At 72.8% G+C, this 14,487-nt stretch carries 19 protein-coding genes; 1 reads left to right on the top strand and 18 read right to left on the bottom strand.

What is annotated here, in order from left to right; all coding sequences use genetic code 11:
- Positions 1-14: 14 nt before the first annotated feature.
- The 11 genes from lgt to hisI form a co-directional block, all read right to left on the bottom strand.
- Positions 15-1,007 (bottom strand): prolipoprotein diacylglyceryl transferase, encoded by a 993-nt coding sequence (gene lgt, locus ACFWV2_RS18210; protein WP_384406031.1) that lies wholly within the window; start codon positions 1,005-1,007, stop codon positions 15-17.
- Positions 1,008-1,071: 64 nt separating this feature from the next.
- The gene (locus ACFWV2_RS18205; RefSeq protein WP_384406030.1) at positions 1,072-1,896 is read right to left on the bottom strand and encodes a DsbA family protein; all 825 of its coding nucleotides are present in this window, start codon (positions 1,894-1,896) and stop codon (positions 1,072-1,074) included.
- Between the two features lie 62 nt (positions 1,897-1,958).
- On the bottom strand, positions 1,959-2,777 hold the full coding sequence (trpA, locus tag ACFWV2_RS18200; protein ID WP_384406029.1) for a tryptophan synthase subunit alpha: 819 nt from the start codon (positions 2,775-2,777) through the stop codon (positions 1,959-1,961).
- Positions 2,774-4,057 (bottom strand): tryptophan synthase subunit beta, encoded by a 1,284-nt coding sequence (gene trpB, locus ACFWV2_RS18195; RefSeq protein WP_384406028.1) that lies wholly within the window; start codon positions 4,055-4,057, stop codon positions 2,774-2,776. Before trpB ends, trpA begins: the two co-directional genes overlap by 4 nt.
- A gap of 231 nt (positions 4,058-4,288) precedes the next feature.
- Entirely contained in the window at positions 4,289-4,489 is a 201-nt protein-coding gene (gene trpM / locus ACFWV2_RS18190) for a tryptophan biosynthesis modulator TrpM (RefSeq protein ID WP_384406104.1), read from the bottom strand.
- A 97-nt stretch (positions 4,490-4,586) separates the two neighbouring features.
- On the bottom strand, positions 4,587-5,396 hold the full coding sequence (trpC, locus tag ACFWV2_RS18185) for an indole-3-glycerol phosphate synthase TrpC (protein WP_384406027.1): 810 nt from the start codon (positions 5,394-5,396) through the stop codon (positions 4,587-4,589).
- 155 nt (positions 5,397-5,551) lie between these two features.
- Positions 5,552-6,136, bottom strand: a complete 585-nt coding sequence (locus tag ACFWV2_RS18180) for a DUF2752 domain-containing protein (RefSeq protein ID WP_384406026.1) — start codon at positions 6,134-6,136, stop codon at positions 5,552-5,554.
- A gap of 80 nt (positions 6,137-6,216) precedes the next feature.
- Positions 6,217-6,465 carry an HGxxPAAW family protein gene (locus tag ACFWV2_RS18175; protein ID WP_360783003.1) on the bottom strand — a complete coding sequence of 83 codons (249 nt, stop codon included), beginning with the start codon at positions 6,463-6,465 and terminating at the stop codon, positions 6,217-6,219.
- Between the two features lie 135 nt (positions 6,466-6,600).
- Complete coding sequence (locus tag ACFWV2_RS18170) at positions 6,601-7,251, bottom strand: TIGR02234 family membrane protein (protein ID WP_384406025.1); 651 nt, start codon at positions 7,249-7,251, stop codon at positions 6,601-6,603.
- A complete protein-coding gene (locus ACFWV2_RS18165) occupies positions 7,251-8,756 on the bottom strand; it encodes an anthranilate synthase component I (protein ID WP_384406024.1) in 1,506 nt (501 codons plus the stop codon). Before ACFWV2_RS18165 ends, ACFWV2_RS18170 begins: the two co-directional genes overlap by 1 nt.
- 11 nt (positions 8,757-8,767) lie before the next feature.
- Entirely contained in the window at positions 8,768-9,118 is a 351-nt protein-coding gene (gene hisI / locus ACFWV2_RS18160) for a phosphoribosyl-AMP cyclohydrolase (protein WP_384406023.1), read from the bottom strand.
- A gap of 84 nt (positions 9,119-9,202) precedes the next feature.
- Here hisI and ACFWV2_RS18155 point away from each other — a divergent pair, with 84 nt between their 5' ends.
- Entirely contained in the window at positions 9,203-9,838 is a 636-nt protein-coding gene (locus tag ACFWV2_RS18155; RefSeq protein WP_384406022.1) for a TIGR03085 family metal-binding protein, read from the top strand.
- Positions 9,839-9,870: 32 nt separating this feature from the next.
- Here the strand turns inward: ACFWV2_RS18155 and ACFWV2_RS18150 are convergent, their stop codons facing one another.
- From ACFWV2_RS18150 to ACFWV2_RS18120, 7 genes are all read right to left on the bottom strand, one after another.
- Positions 9,871-11,109 carry an MFS transporter gene (locus ACFWV2_RS18150; protein WP_384406021.1) on the bottom strand — a complete coding sequence of 413 codons (1,239 nt, stop codon included), beginning with the start codon at positions 11,107-11,109 and terminating at the stop codon, positions 9,871-9,873.
- On the bottom strand, positions 11,106-11,693 hold the full coding sequence (locus ACFWV2_RS18145) for an ArsR/SmtB family transcription factor (RefSeq protein WP_384406020.1): 588 nt from the start codon (positions 11,691-11,693) through the stop codon (positions 11,106-11,108). The genes ACFWV2_RS18150 and ACFWV2_RS18145 overlap by 4 nt, the downstream gene beginning before the upstream one ends.
- A gap of 110 nt (positions 11,694-11,803) precedes the next feature.
- Positions 11,804-12,559 carry an imidazole glycerol phosphate synthase subunit HisF gene (gene hisF, locus ACFWV2_RS18140; protein ID WP_360783023.1) on the bottom strand — a complete coding sequence of 252 codons (756 nt, stop codon included), beginning with the start codon at positions 12,557-12,559 and terminating at the stop codon, positions 11,804-11,806.
- Positions 12,556-12,954 carry a RidA family protein gene (locus tag ACFWV2_RS18135; protein ID WP_384406019.1) on the bottom strand — a complete coding sequence of 133 codons (399 nt, stop codon included), beginning with the start codon at positions 12,952-12,954 and terminating at the stop codon, positions 12,556-12,558. The genes hisF and ACFWV2_RS18135 overlap by 4 nt, the downstream gene beginning before the upstream one ends.
- Positions 12,951-13,676: a bifunctional 1-(5-phosphoribosyl)-5-((5-phosphoribosylamino)methylideneamino)imidazole-4-carboxamide isomerase/phosphoribosylanthranilate isomerase PriA gene (gene priA / locus ACFWV2_RS18130; RefSeq protein ID WP_360783029.1), complete on the bottom strand. Its 726-nt coding sequence runs from the start codon at positions 13,674-13,676 to the stop codon at positions 12,951-12,953. The genes ACFWV2_RS18135 and priA overlap by 4 nt, the downstream gene beginning before the upstream one ends.
- Positions 13,673-14,323, bottom strand: a complete 651-nt coding sequence (gene hisH, locus ACFWV2_RS18125) for an imidazole glycerol phosphate synthase subunit HisH (RefSeq protein WP_384406018.1) — start codon at positions 14,321-14,323, stop codon at positions 13,673-13,675. The genes priA and hisH overlap by 4 nt, the downstream gene beginning before the upstream one ends.
- Positions 14,320-14,487, bottom strand: coding sequence for a hypothetical protein (locus ACFWV2_RS18120; protein WP_360783035.1), 168 nt, complete (start codon positions 14,485-14,487; stop codon positions 14,320-14,322). The genes hisH and ACFWV2_RS18120 overlap by 4 nt, the downstream gene beginning before the upstream one ends.

The following is a 14,487-nucleotide window of genomic DNA, read 5'->3' as shown; positions in this document are numbered from 1 at the left end:
CCGCTACGAACGGATCAGCTCTTGGCGGCGGACCCGGCGCCGTTGCCGGCGCCGTGCTCCGCGTCCTCGTCGGAGTCCGCGTCCGGCGTGACGTCCTTCGGCTCGGCGTCCTCGACGACCCCGTCCTTCTCGGCCGCGTCCACGCCCTCAGCGTTCTCCGCCGTGAGCGTCTTCCCGCCCTTGACGTCCTCGTCGGCCCTCGGCTCCACGATCTGCTCGCGGCCCGGACGCATCCGCGCCGAGACCACGATGTAGACGACCGCGAGGAGGAAGACGACGATCGCCGTCCACACGTTCAGCCGCAGGCCGAGCACGTGGTGCGCCTCGTCGACGCGCATGTACTCGATCCAGGCGCGACCGGCGCAGTACGCGGCCACGTAGAGCGCGAAGGCACGGCCGTGGCCGAGCTTGAAGCGGCGGTCGGCCCAGACGACGAGGAGGGCGACGCCTACGCACCAGAGCGACTCGTACAGGAAGGTCGGGTGGTACGTCCCGGCCGCGCGGTTCGCGCTCTCGGTGATCTCCAGGGCCCAGGGCAGGTCGGTCGGCCTGCCGTACAGCTCCTGGTTGAACCAGTTGCCCCAGCGGCCGATGGCCTGGGCGAGGACGATGCCGGGGGCGATGGCGTCGGCGTACGCCGGGAGCGGGATGCCCCGGCGGCGGCAGCCGATCCAGGCACCCACCGCGCCGAGCGCGATGGCGCCCCAGATACCGAGGCCGCCCTCCCAGATCTTGAAGGCGTCGACCCAGTTCTCACCCTCGCTGAAGTACAGCTGGTAATCGGTGATCACGTGGTAGAGGCGTCCGCCGACGAGGCCGAAGGGCACCGCCCAGACGGCGATGTCGGCGACGGTGCCGGCGGTGCCGCCCCGGGCGATCCACCGCTTGTTGCCGTACCAGACGGCGACGAAGACACCGATGATGATGCAGAAGGCATAGCCGCGCAGCGGGATCGGTCCGAGATTGATCACGCCGGTCGACGGGCTGGGAATATAGGCAAGGTCCATGGCAGGTCCGACGCTACCCTGCCGGGCGGGCGGGGCGGCAGCCCGCCCGGCAACGTCTGGGTAACTAACCCGCCGAGGGCGAGGCCGTACCGGGCTTCTTGCCCTTGTTGGCCTCGGTGACCCACTTCTTCAGGTTCTCCGGGGAGATCTGCTCGTTCCCCTTGGTCGGGAAGATCGATTCTCCGTTGAGCAGGACGGACGGCGTGCCACGGAACCCGGCGTTCTGGAAGGCCTCGTTCGACTTGCCCACCCAGGTGTCGTGCGTCCCGTCCTGGACACAGCTGCGGAAGGCGGGCGTGTCGAGTCCCGGCACCTTCGCCGCCAGCTCGATCAGCTTCTCGTTCTTGCCGAAGGCGTCGTCCGTCTCCTGCGGCTGGTTGATGTAGAGCGTGTCGTGGTAGGCGGTGAACTTCCCCGCGTCCTGGGCGCACGCCGCCGCGTTCGCCGCGCGCAGCGAGCCGCTGCCGCCCATGTTCCCGTCGATGAGGGTCGCGAGGTGGTACTCGGTCCTGAGGGCCCCGGACGCCTCCAGCTCGTGGATCGCGTCCCGCATCACGTTCTCGAACTGGGCGCACGCCGGGCAGCGGAAGTCCTCCCAGATCGCGAGCGTCGACGGCGCGTCCGCCCTGCCCGTCGGGATGGCGGGCTTGCCGTCCTCGTCGGTCGCCCCGGTCGGCGCGACGACCGGTCCCGCCTTGTCCGACCCGCTGTCCTTGTCGCCTCCCGCGGCGATCACCCCGACGACCGCGGCCAGGCCGAGGACGCCGACCACCGCCGCCGACACGATCAGGACGCGTCGCTGCTTCTCGCGGCTCTTCTCCCGCTCACGCTGCTGTTGGAGGCGCTCCCGCGCGCTCCGGTTACCGTCACCACGGTTGTTCTCGCTCACGCCTCAGGAACGAACCGGGGAGGCACGCGCGTGCCTCCCCGGTCGCAGTCCACCCGAACGGGTTACGGAACGCGGCGCACACCCTCGGCGAGTTCGGCCGCCAGTTCCCTTACGGCGGCGAGTCCCGCGGCCTCGTCGCCGTCGGCGTCGAGGATCCGCTTCACGAACGCGGAGCCGACGATGACGCCGTCGGCGAAGGCCGCGACCTCCTTGGCCTGGGCGGCGTCGGAGACACCGAGCCCGACGCAGACGGGAAGGTCCGCCGTGGCCCGGGTGCGGCGGACGAGATCGGCGGCCTGCTCACCGACCGACGCGCGGGTGCCGGTGACCCCCATCAGGGAGGCGGCGTAGACGAAGCCGGAACCGGCGGCCGTGATGGTGGCGAGCCGCTCGTCCTTGCTGCTGGGCGCGACGACGAAGACGGTGGCGAGACCGTGCTTGTCGGCGTGCTCGCGCCAGAGGGCGGACTCCTGGACCGGCAGGTCGGGCAGGATGCAGCCGGCGCCGCCCGCGGCGGCGAGCTCCTCGGTGAAGCGCTCGACGCCGTACCGGTCGATCGGGTTCCAGTACGTCATGACGAGGACCGGCTTGCCGGTGGCCTCGTGGGCCTCCTTGACCGTACGCATGACGTCGGCGATCTTGACACCGCCGCGCAGGGCGATGTCGTCGGCGGTCTGGATGACCGGCCCGTCGAGGACCGGGTCACTGTGCGGGAGCCCCACCTCGACGACGTCCGCGCCGCCGTCGAAGACGGCCTTGATCGCCGCGATGGCGCCGTCGACGGTCGGGAAGCCGGCCGGGAGGTACGCGATGAGCGCGGCCCGGTCCTCCGACTTCGCCTTGGCGAGGGTGTCGCTGAGCAGCTGGATGGTGCCGGTCACTTGGAGTCCCCCTCGATCTCGGCGGTGGCGGCGGCGTCCGCCGCGACCTCGGCGTCGGTGTCGTACAGCCCGAAGTACCGGGCGGCGGTGTCCATGTCCTTGTCGCCGCGCCCGGAGAGGTTGACGAGCAGCAGGGCGTCCTTGCCCAACTCCCGGCCGACCTCCAGGGCCCCGGCGAGGGCGTGGGCCGACTCGATGGCCGGGATGATGCCCTCGGTGCGGGAGAGCAGCCGCAGCGCCTGCATGGCGGCGTCGTCGGTGACGGCGCGGTACTCGCCGCGTCCGCTGTCCTTGAGGTAGGCGTGCTCGGGTCCGATGCCCGGGTAGTCGAGGCCGGCCGAGATCGAGTACGGCTCGGTGATCTGGCCCTCCTCGTCCTGGAGGACGTAACTGCGCGAACCGTGCAGGATGCCGGGCTCGCCCGCGGTGAGGGTGGCCGCGTGCTCGCCGGTCTCGACGCCGTGGCCGGCCGGCTCGCAGCCGATCAGGCGCACGTCGGCGTCCGGGATGAAGGCGTGGAAGAGGCCGATGGCGTTGGAGCCGCCGCCGACGCAGGCGACGGCCGCGTCGGGGAGGCGTCCGGTGCGCTCAAGGATCTGGCGGCGGGCCTCGACACCGATGACCCGGTGGAAGTCGCGGACCATGGCGGGGAAGGGGTGCGGGCCGGCCACGGTGCCGAACAGGTAGTGGGTGCGGTCCACGTTGGCGACCCAGTCGCGGAACGCCTCGTTGATGGCGTCCTTGAGGGTGCGGCTGCCGGACTTCACGGCGACGACCTCGGCGCCGAGCATCCGCATCCGGGCCACGTTGAGGGCCTGCCGCTGGGTGTCGATCTCGCCCATGTAGATGGTGCAGTCGAGGCCGAAGAGGGCGCAGGCGGTGGCGGTGGCCACGCCGTGCTGGCCGGCGCCGGTCTCGGCGATGACCCGGGTCTTGCCCATGCGCTTGGTGAGCAGGGCCTGACCCAGCACGTTGTTGATCTTGTGCGAGCCGGTGTGGTTGAGGTCCTCGCGCTTGAGGAAGATCCGGGCGCCGCCGGCGTGCTCGGCGAACCGGGGGACCTCGGTGAGGGCGCTCGGACGGCCGGTGTAGTCGACCATCAGATCGTTGAGCTCACGGGCGAACTCGGGGTCGGACTTGGCCTTGTCGTATGCGACGGCGACCTCGTCGACGGCGGCGACGAGGGCCTCGGGGATGAACTTGCCGCCGTAGGCGCCGAAGTATCCCTCAGGACTGGGGACCTGGCCCTCCAGGTCGGGGATGAAGAACTCGCTGGACATGCGGCTGCTCCTCGCGGGGCGGGTGCCCCGGGTGACGTGCGGTCGATGGTCACGTTACGCGCGCGAGCCACAACGGACGGCCCCTGCGGGGCCCGGGCACCCGCGCCCGCGCCCTGGTGCGGGTCGAGGCAGGGAGCGGAGGCGCCGCTGAGGACACCGTCCCGTGTGCCCCCTTCCCGCTGCGGGACGATCGTCCACACGGGGAGACGGGGGGAACAGGGCGTGGCGGTGTCAGGTGGCGTCGGGGGCCGTGGGGAGTGTGCGCGCGGGGCGCGGGCGCCATCGCATGCCGTTGACCTGGCCCGGCTCGGAGCCGATGACGTACCGGACCCGGCGGCCGTGGACACGGCGGGCGGGGGCTCGGCAGCCACGCGGCCGGCAGCCGCGGGCCAGCGGGGCGTGGGCGGGGACGGACGCGGCGGTACGCAGCATGCGGCGCCGGCCCCCGGGGTTCGCCGACGGCGCGCCGACCAGGCCCGGGGAGGTGCCCCGGGAGGTCGGCGTGGCGCGGCGGAGGGTCACGGCGCGGTCAGCTCCGGCCGTGCCGGAGCGCCGGGTGGGCGCCGGCGGCGACCAGGTCGGCGACGGCGGCCTTCGGGTCGCGGCCGGTGACGAGGGACTCGCCGACCAGGACCGCGTCGGCGCCCGCGTTGGCGTAGGCGATGAGGTCGTGCGGGCCGCGGACGCCTGACTCGGCGATCTTGACGATGCCCGCGGGGATCTCGGGGGCGACGCGCTCGAAGGTGGAGCGGTCGACCTTCAGGGTCTTGAGGTTGCGCGCGTTGACGCCGATGATGCGGGCGCCCGCGTCGACGGCCCGCTCGACCTCGTCCTCGTCGTGCACCTCGACGAGCGGGGTGAGCCCGATGGACTCGGCGCGCTCGATGAGGGAGACCAGCGCCTCCTGCTCCAGGGCGGCGACGATGAGGAGCACGAGATCCGCTCCGTACGCCCGTGCCTCCCAGAGCTGGTACGCGGTGACGATGAAGTCCTTGCGCAGGACCGGGATGTCCACCCGGGACCGGACGGCCTCCAGGTCCGCGAGCGAGCCGCCGAAGCGACGCTCCTCGGTGAGGACGGAGATGACGGCCGCGCCGCCCGCCTCGTAGTCCGCGGCGAGTCCGGCCGGGTCGGCGATCGCGGCGAGCGCGCCCTTGGACGGGCTGGAGCGCTTGACCTCGCAGATCACCTTGACGCTGTCCCCGCGCAGTGCGGCGACGCCGTCCTTGGCCTGCGGCGCCTTGGCGGCGCGCTCCTTGAGCTCGTCGAGGGTGACCCGCGCCTGCCGCTCTGCGAGGTCGGCGCGTACGCCTTCGATGATCTCGTCGAGCACACTCACGCGAGGGGCCCCCTTCCGGGACGGTGATGGTCTTGATGAAGCAGGTTCAGCCACTTCGATCCTATCCGCAGGACGGCTCCGTACTCGCATCGGCCGGAGTGGCGTCCCAATAGCTGGGACTCCCTTCGGGGTCCCCCCGGTGCCCCGAAGGGCCCTCAGGGGGCGAGCGCGGAGCCGAAGGGAAGGTTCCGGACCAGGGTGAAGAGGGCGAGGACGGCCCCGATCCCCCACCACAGGGCCGGGGGGACCGCGAGGCGCATGGGCACCCCGCGGACGGCGCGAATCAGCCAGAGGACGATGAGGACGCCGAAGAGTCCGTAGCCGACGACGGCGAGGGCGTTGGCGCCGAGGGCGGCCGGGAGGTCGCCGTGGACGAAGGCGTGGGCGCTGCGGAGCCCGCCGCATCCGGGGCAGTGGATACCGGTGAAGCGGAGCAGGGGGCAGACCGGGTAGTGCCCGGGTTCGTTGGGGTCGACGGTCCCGACGTACGCGAAGGCGGCGGTGACCCCGCCGAGGACGGCGACCGGCGCGACCAGCCGCCGCGCGAGCGGCCTGGCGGGAGGCGGCGGTGCGGGAGCGCCGGGCCACGCGTGCGGGTGCGCCGGCGGTACGGGAGCGCCCGGCCACGCGTGCGCGTGCGGCCGCGCGGGAGTGCCCGGCGGTTCACCCGGCGGGGCGGGTCGGCCCTGGCGGGTGGGGGAAGCGTCGGTCACGGCTCCGGCCGTCGGCTGCGGGTCCACCCGGTGATTCTCGCCCCGGACGCGCGAGAGCGCAGCCCGGCGCGGCGGCCGGACTGCGCTCTCGGATGCGTCGTGGCGCGTCAGGAACGGGCCTGCAGGGTCGCGGCCTCGCGGGCGGCGGCGACCGCCTCCGACTCCTTCGGCATGCCGAGGCCCGCGATCTTCATCGCGCCGCCGATGATGCCGCCGAGGACGACGACACCCATGCCGGCCCAGAAACCCGGCCCGTTGGCGGCCACCATGAAGACTCCGGCGATGCAGAAGCCGATGAAGGAGATGATGACACCGGTCCAGGCGGCCGGGGTGTGTCCGTGGGCGCTGCCCGCCATGAGTTGCTCCTCGTTGCAGTTGCTCGATGGTGAGGTCTCGCGTGCGCGGACACTCTGCGCTCATTGTCCCGCACGCGGGCGCGCGAGGATGAATCGGGGGTACCGGGACGATCACGCGTCGCGGTCGGTCCCCCGTCATGCTCCCCGGGTGGGGTCCTCGCCGCGGTCGAGGGCCTTCCACAGGTCCTCGGGTCGGTCCGGGTCGGCGGTGGGGGTCCTGCGTCCCGCGCGGGGGGCTCCGGTGCGCTCGTAGCGGCCGCCCATCGCGGGCCAGCTCTTGCCGAAGCGCAGTGCGAACAGGCCGGCGAGCAGGATCAGGACGGCGCCGGCGGCGGTCACGTACGGCCAGACGGTGTGGCTGAGGCCGGCCACGGCGGCGGCGGTGTCGCCGCTGATCCGGGCGGCCTCGGCGTCGAGCGCGGCGCTGTCGGACGCGCCGAGGACGGCGGCGAGCGCGGCGCCGGCGCCGCTGAGCGCGAGGAGCGCGGCGACGAGGGTGCGGCCGGTGCGGCGGACGGCGAAGACGGCGAAGAGCGCGGCGAGACCGACGATCGCGAGAGCGGTCGGTACGCCGGTCACGCTGCCGCCGTCGGCCTCGACGGGGACGGTGCCGCCGCCGACGGACGCGGTGCCCTCCGCCCAGATCTGGCCGGCGGAGAGCAGGACGACGGTGGCGCCGAGGGCGCCGAGGAGGAGGGCCGCGGCCAGGCTGCGGCGGCCGCCGGTGGGGACGGCCGCGCGGGCGGCCCGGGGCTGGGGTACGGGTACGGCACTCACGTACCCCACTATCCCCTACGTGCCGGGTCGCCGTTCATCCGGTTGGCGGTGTGGACGGCGCGGAGGACGGCCGCGGCCTTGTTGCGGCATTCGTTGTCCTCGGCGACGGGGTCGGAGTCGGCGACGACACCCGCTCCGGCCTGCACGTACGCGGTTCCGTCGCGGAGCAGGGCGGTCCGGATGGCGATGGCCGTGTCCGCGTCCCCGGCGAAATCGAGATAACCGACACATCCGCCGTAGAGGCCGCGCCGGGAGGGTTCGAGCTCCTCGATGATCTGCATGGCGCGGGGCTTGGGCGCGCCGGAGAGCGTGCCCGCGGGGAAGCAGGCGGTCAGGACGTCGAAGGCGGTCCTGCCTTCACCGACCTCGCCGGTCACGGTGGAGACGATGTGCATGACGTGCGAGTAGCGCTCGACGGACATGAAGTCGACGACCTCGACGGAGCCGGGGGTGCAGACGCGGCCGAGGTCGTTGCGGCCGAGGTCGACGAGCATGAGGTGCTCGGCGCGTTCCTTGGGGTCGGCGAGCAGTTCCTCGGCGAGGTCGTGGTCCTCCTGCGGGGTGGCGCCCCGGTGCCGGGTGCCGGCGATGGGGTGGAGCATCGCGTGCCCGTCCTCGACCTTGACGAGGGCCTCGGGGCTGGAGCCGACGACGTCGAATCCGTTCTCGAAGCGGAACAGGTACATGTACGGGGACGGGTTCGTGGCCCGCAGGACCCGGTAGACGTCGAGCGCGGAGGCGGTGCAGGGGGTCTCGAACCGCTGGGAGGGCACGACCTGGAAGGCCTCGCCGGCCCGGATGCGCTCCTTCACGTCCTCGACGGCGTCCTGGTAGGCGGGGCCGCCCCAGAGCGCGGAGAACTCCGGCAGCTCGGAGTCCGGGAGAGCGGTGGGCGCGGTGGCGACGGGGCGGGCAAGGTCGGCCTCCATCGCGTCGAGGCGGGCGACGGCGTGCGCGTACGCCTCCTCGACGCCGGTCTCCAGGTCGTTGTGGTTGATCGCGTTGGCGATCAGCAGGACCGAGCCGTCCCAGTGGTCGAGGACGGCGAGGTCGCTGGTGAGGAGCATGGTCAGCTCGGGGAGCCGCAGGTCGTCGCGGCCGTGCTCACCGATCTTCTCCAGGCGGCGGACGATGTCGTAGCCGAGGTAGCCGACCATGCCGCCGGTGAACGGGGGCATGCCGGAGGAGAGGTCGCGCGGGGTGTGGAGGGTCTCGACGGTGGTGCGCAGGGCCTGGAGCGGGTCGCCGCCCGTGGGAACGCCGACGGGCGGGGTGCCCAGCCAGTGGGCCTCGCCGTCCCGCACGGTCAGGGTGGCGTCGCTGCGGACGCCGATGAAGGAGTAGCGGGACCAGCTGCGCCCGTTCTCCGCGGATTCCAGGAGGAAGGTGCCGGGCCGTTCGGCGGCGAGCTTGCGGTAGAGCCCGACCGGGGTGTCGCCGTCCGCGAGGAGTCTGCGGCTGACGGGGATGACGCGGCGGTCGGCCGCCAGCTTGCGGAAGGTGTCGAGATCCATGGCGCCAGACCCTACTCGGATACGGGGAGCACGTCGGCGTCGAAGCAGGTCCGGGCGCCGGTGTGGCAGGCGGCCCCGACCTGGTCGACCTTGACGAGGACGGTGTCGGCGTCGCAGTCGAGGGCGACGGACTTGACGTGCTGGACGTGCCCGGAGGTGTCGCCCTTGACCCAGTACTCCTGGCGGCTGCGGGACCAGTAGGTGCAGCGGCCGGTGGTGAGGGTGCGGTGGAGGGCCTCGTCGTCCATCCAGCCGAGCATCAGCACCTCACCGGTGTCGTACTGCTGGGCGATGGCGGGGACGAGCCCGTCGGGGCCGCGCTTGAGCCGGGCGGAGAGGGCCGGGTCGAGATTGCTGCTCATGGCGCCATTGTGCCGCGCCCCGGGGTGGTGTCCGGTGGAGCGTCCACTGGGCGGACCGGCCGCGACCGCCGTACGCTGGCGGTCATGTCGACCCATGCCAAACGTGAACGGCTTCTGCTCGCCGACCTGTTGGAAGCGGCCGGTCCGGACGCTCCGACGCTCTGCGAGGGGTGGCGGACCCGGGACCTCGCGGCCCATGTCGTGGTGCGGGAGCGGCGGCCGGACGCGGCGGCCGGCTCCGTTGTACCGGCGCTGAAGGAGCGGCAGGACCGGGTGCAGGCGGAGTTCGCCGCCAAGCCGTACGAGGAGCTGATCCAGCTCATCCGCACGGGGCCCCCGCGGTTCTCCCCGTTCACCATCAAGCAGGTGGACGAGGGGGCGAACGTCGTCGAGTTCTACGTCCACGCCGAGGACGTGCGCCGGGCCCAGGCCGACTGGTCGTCGCGCGAGCTCGACCCGGTCTTCGCGGACGCCCTGTGGTCCCGGCTGGAGCGCACCGCGCGTCTCCTGGGCCGCAAGGTCCCGGTGGGCCTGGTGCTGCGCCGCCCGAACGGCCAGACGGTGGTGGCCCACCGGGGCACGCCGGTGGTGACGGCCTCCGGGGAGCCGGGTGAGCTGACGATGTACCTGTACGGGCGTCAGGCCGCGGCCAAGGTGGCGCTGGACGGGGAGCCGGAGGCGATCGAGCGGCTGAGCGGGACCAGGCGGCTGGGGCTCTGACCCCGGCCACGGCGTGACCCGCGGACCCCGGACTAGTGGGGCAGTTCGGCGCGGCGGAGAGCGGGGACCGCGAGGGCGTACACGCCGGAGAGGGCGCAGACCGCCGCGCTGACGACGAAGACCGGGCCGGGGCCCCACAGGCCGATGGCGGCGCCGGCCAGGGGGAAGCTCAGCGGGGCGATGCCGAGGCTGCCCAGGCCGGAGACGGCGCTCACCCGGCCCAGGTACGCGGGGTCGCACGCGGTCTGGACGAGCGCGCCGCACAGGACGCCGGAGAGTCCCGCGAGCAGACCGACGCAGAGGGCGAGGCCCACCGCGACCGGCAGTCGCGGGGCGTGGGCGAGTGCGCCGATCGCCACGGCGCCGAGGACGACGGTCCAGCCGAGGACGGTGCCGGCCCGGGGTATGCGGCCCTTGACGGTCAGCAGCAGGGACGCGGCACCCGCGCCCGTACCGAATCCGGCGAGGATCCAGCCGATGCCGGCGGCGCCCCAGCCGCGCTGGTCGGCGAGGATCGCGAGGCCGACGTTGAGGGGGCCGGCGAAGCCGAGGTCGCCCAGGAGCACGACGATCATCAGCGGGCCGAGGACGCGGTGGCGGCGGAGGTAGCGCAGGCCGTCGCCGAGGTCGCGCAGGGCCGTGCCGCCGGCGGTCGTCCGGTCCGGGCCGGGCAGCGGGCGGAGCCGGAGGGCGGAGAGCAGCGGCAGGGAGAGGGCGAAGAGGATCCCGGCGATGCCGAAGGCGGTGGCGGAGCCGCCCACGGCGACGGCGAGGCCGCCGAGGGGGGCGCCGAGGACGGGGCCGAGGCGCTGGGCGATGCCGCGCATGCCCTGGACGCGGGCGAGCTGGTCGCGGTCGGTGATCCGGGGCGGAAGGGCGCCGACGGCCGGCAGGAAGAGGGCGTCGACGACGCCGAAGACGAAGGCGACGGCGGCGAGGGCCCCCAGGCCGGGCGAGGCGAGGAACAGGGTCGCGGCGAGGCCGAGGGCGACGAGGCAGCGGACGGCGTCGGAGGCGATGACGACCCGGCGCGGGCCGAGACGGTCGGCGATCACTCCCCCGACGAGCATGAGCAGCGCGCGGGGTACGGCGGAGACGGCCATGACGAGTCCGGCCTGGGCCGGGGTGCCGCTGCTGACGGCGGCCCAGGAGAGGGAGAGGTAGTAGACGCTATCGCCGAGGGTGGAGGCGGTGTAGGCCCCGAGCCAGCGCAGGACCTGGGGGTCGCGGTGGGCGGGGCGGCTCGCCGGCGCGATCAGGGTGGCGGTCATGAGCGGTACGGGAAGGCGTGGAGGTGGACGGCGACGTTCTCGCGGCCTTCGGTGTCGCCGGCCGCTTCGGCGGCGCGGGCCGCCTGGTCGTACTTCGTGAGGACGGCTTCGAGCTCCTGGCCGAGGGCGGTGAGTTCGGCGGCGGTGAGGCGGGGCAGCCACTCGGCACTGACGGAGGCGGAGCGCCACTCACCGGACCAGGTGAGCCTCTCGTCCAGGAAGCGGCGGTGGAGTGCGACGCGCTGTTCGTTGACGGTCCGCCCGAAGGCGTCGCTCGCGGCGACCAGTTCGGGGGCGCCGCGGACGTCCTCCTCCTGGATGCTGAAGCCGTACGAGCTGGGCTTCCACCAGCGTTCGCGGCCGTCCGTCGACTGGGTCTCGGCCTCCTCGATCAGACCGTGGTCGGCGAGCTTGCGCAGGTGGTAGCTGACGAGGGAGACGGCTTCGTCGACCTGGTCGGCGAGCTGGGAGGCGGTGGCGGTGCGGGCCACGAAGAGGGCGCGGTAGAGGCGCATCCGCAGCGGGTGCGAGATTGCTTTGAGGGTGCCGAGATCGGTGATCCGGCGGTTCTCCGACGAGGTCATGCACCGACCCTAGATACAAAAGAAAAGTTGCGCAATGGAAATTGCACAAATAATCCTGCACGTCTTGCGGAGAAGAAGGGCCCCCGAAGGGGCCCTTCGGACGGCGTCGCTTAGCGGACCGGTCGGCCCGCCTCCCGCAGCGCGTCCTTGACCTGCGAGATCCGCAGATCGCCGAAGTGGAAGACGGAGGCCGCGAGCACCGCGTCCGCGCCCGCCGCCACGGCCGGCGGGAAGTCGGCGAGCTTCCCCGCGCCGCCGGAGGCGATCACCGGGACCGTGACGTGCTTGCGCACGGCCGCGATCATCTCGGTGTCGTAGCCGTCCTTCGTCCCGTCCGCGTCCATCGAGTTGAGCAGGATCTCCCCCGCGCCGAGCTCGGCGGCCCGGTGCGCCCACTCGACGGCGTCGATACCGGTGCCCTTGCGGCCGCCGTGCGTCGTCACCTCGAAGGAACCCGACGCGGTACGCCGGGCGTCCACCGACAGGACGAGCACCTGGCGGCCGAAGCGCTCCGCGATCTCCTGGATCAGTTCGGGGCGCGCGATGGCGGCGGTGTTGACGCCCACCTTGTCGGCCCCGGCCCGCAGCAGCCGGTCGACGTCCTCGGCCGCGCGGACCCCGCCGCCGACCGTGAGCGGGATGAAGACCTGCTCGGCGGTGCGGCGCACCACGTCGTAGGTGGTCTCCCGGTTGCCGGAGGACGCGGTGATGTCGAGGAAGGTCAGCTCGTCGGCGCCCTCGGCGTCGTACAGCTTGGCCATCTCGACGGGGTCGCCCGCGTCCCGCAGGTTCTGGAAGTTGACGCCCTTGACGACCCGGCCGTTGTCGACGTCCAGGCAGGGGATGACCCGTACGGCGAGACTCATGCCACGTCACCCCGGTAGGCCTCGACCTCGACCTCGACGACCAGGCTGGGGTCGACGAAGCCGGAGACGATGATCATGGAGGCGGCGGGACGGACGGCGTCGAACAGCTCCTTGTGCGCGCGGCCGACCTCCTCCACGTCCCGGGCGTGGGTGATGTACATCCGGGTCCGCACGACGTGCTCCGGGCCCAGGTCCAGCTGCTTCAGCGCCGCGAAGGCCACGGCGAAGGAGTTCATCGTCTGCTCGTAGGGGCCGCCCCCGGCGATCTGGCCGCCGACCACCGACGTACAGCCGGAGACCAGGACCAGACCGTTCGGCAGCTCCACCGCGCGGGAGTAGCCGAACTGGTCCTCCCAGGGAGCGCCGGTCACCACCTTGCGGACCCCGGAGGTCACGAGGCCACCGCCGCGAGCGCCTCTTCCAGGGTGAACGCCTCGGCGTACAGCGCCTTGCCGACGATCGCGCCCTCGACGCCCAGCGGGACCAGGCCGGACAGGGCCCGCAGGTCGTCCAGGGAGGAGACGCCGCCGGAGGCGACGACGGGCTTGTCGGTGGCCGCGCAGACGTTCTTCAGGAGCTCCAGGTTCGGGCCCTGGAGGGTGCCGTCCTTGGCGATGTCGGTGACGACGTACCGGGAGCAGCCCTCGGAGTCGAGGCGGGCCAGCGTCTCGTAGAGGTCGCCGCCGTCGCGGGTCCAGCCCCGCCCGCGCAGGGTCGTGCCGCGTACGTCGAGACCGACGGCGATCCTGTCGCCGTACTCGGCGATGACCTTGGCGACCCACTCGGGGGTCTCCAGGGCGGCGGTGCCGAGGTTGACGCGGGTGCAGCCGGTGGCGAGGGCGGCGGCGAGGGAGGCGTCGTCGCGGATGCCTCCGGACAGCTCGACCTTGATGTCCATGGCCTCGGTGACCCGGCGGACCAGGTCGCGGTTGTCGCCGGTGCCGAAGGCGGCGTCCAGGTCGACCAGGTGGAGCCACTCGGCGCCCGCGCGCTGCCAGGCCAGGGCGGCCTCGAGCGGGGCGCCGTAGGAGGTCTCGCTGCCGGACTCGCCGTGGACGAGCCGGACGGCCTGGCCGTCGCGGACGTCGACGGCGGGGAGGAGTTCGAGAGTGCTCACAGGGTTCCGATCCAGTTGGTGAGGAGCTGGGCGCCGGCGTCGCCGGACTTCTCGGGGTGGAACTGGGTGGCCCACAGGGCGCCGTTCTCGACGGCGGCGACGAAGGGCTCGCCGTGGGTGGCCCAGGTGACCTTGGGGGCGCGGATGTTCTTGTTGCCGACCTCCAGGGTCCACTCGCGCACCGCGTAGGAGTGCACGAAGTAGAACCGGTCGTCGGCGTCGAGGCCCGCGAACATCTCGGTGTCCTCGGGCGCGTCGACCGTGTTCCACCCCATGTGGGGGACGACGGGGGCGTTCAACGGTTCGACCGTACCGGGCCACTCGTCGAGGCCCTCGCTCTCCACGCCGTGCTCGATGCCCTGCGCGAAGAGGATCTGCATGCCGACGCAGATGCCCATCACCGGGCGGCCGCCGGAGAGCCTGCGGCCGACGATCCAGTCGCCGCGGGCCTCCTTGAGCCCGCGCATGCAGGCGGAGAAGGCGCCCACGCCGGGGACGAGGAGCCCGTCGGCGTTCATGGCCCTGTCGTAGTCGCGGGTGATCTCGACGTCGGCGCCCACGCGGGCGAGCGCGCGCTCGGCGGAGCGGACGTTTCCGAAGCCGTAGTCGAAGACGACGACCTTCTTGGGCGTGCTCACGGTGCTCATTCCCAGATTCCCTGGATCCGCAGGACGCCGGCGACCAGGCACAGCACGGAGGCGATGGCGAGGACGGCGATCACGCCCTTGGGCAGCTTCTGCTTGGAGAAGGAGTACACACCGCCGGCGAGGAAGAGCCCGACGACGATGAGGATGGTGGAGAGGCCGGTCAT

Source organism: Streptomyces sp. NPDC058671, assembly GCF_042716475.1.
GTDB lineage: Bacteria > Actinomycetota > Actinomycetes > Streptomycetales > Streptomycetaceae > Streptomyces.
The sequence above is the reverse complement of the archived record's forward strand: the minus strand, read 5'-3'. Positions and strand labels throughout refer to the sequence as shown.

What these genes read in the sequence shown, in the direction of transcription:
- ACFWV2_RS18155 (WP_384406022.1), top strand. Translation starts at nt 9,203, where the DNA reads ATGTCGACCCATGCCAAACGTGAACGGCTTCTGCTCGCCGACCTGTTG.
- ACFWV2_RS18175 (WP_360783003.1), bottom strand. Translation starts at nt 6,465, where the DNA reads ATGGCGGGCAGCGCCCACGGACACACCCCGGCCGCCTGGACCGGTGTC.
- ACFWV2_RS18120 (WP_360783035.1), bottom strand. Translation starts at nt 14,487, where the DNA reads ATGACCGGCCTCTCCACCATCCTCATCGTCGTCGGGCTCTTCCTCGCC.
- lgt (WP_384406031.1), bottom strand. Translation starts at nt 1,007, where the DNA reads ATGGACCTTGCCTATATTCCCAGCCCGTCGACCGGCGTGATCAATCTC.
- ACFWV2_RS18165 (WP_384406024.1), bottom strand. Translation starts at nt 8,756, where the DNA reads ATGGATCTCGACACCTTCCGCAAGCTGGCGGCCGACCGCCGCGTCATC.
- trpB (WP_384406028.1), bottom strand. Translation starts at nt 4,057, where the DNA reads ATGTCCAGCGAGTTCTTCATCCCCGACCTGGAGGGCCAGGTCCCCAGT.
- ACFWV2_RS18150 (WP_384406021.1), bottom strand. Translation starts at nt 11,109, where the DNA reads ATGACCGCCACCCTGATCGCGCCGGCGAGCCGCCCCGCCCACCGCGAC.
- trpM (WP_384406104.1), bottom strand. Translation starts at nt 4,489, where the DNA reads ATGCTGCGTACCGCCGCGTCCGTCCCCGCCCACGCCCCGCTGGCCCGC.
- hisF (WP_360783023.1), bottom strand. Translation starts at nt 12,559, where the DNA reads ATGAGTCTCGCCGTACGGGTCATCCCCTGCCTGGACGTCGACAACGGC.
- hisH (WP_384406018.1), bottom strand. Translation starts at nt 14,323, where the DNA reads ATGAGCACCGTGAGCACGCCCAAGAAGGTCGTCGTCTTCGACTACGGC.
- ACFWV2_RS18145 (WP_384406020.1), bottom strand. Translation starts at nt 11,693, where the DNA reads ATGACCTCGTCGGAGAACCGCCGGATCACCGATCTCGGCACCCTCAAA.
- hisI (WP_384406023.1), bottom strand. Translation starts at nt 9,118, where the DNA reads ATGAGCAGCAATCTCGACCCGGCCCTCTCCGCCCGGCTCAAGCGCGGC.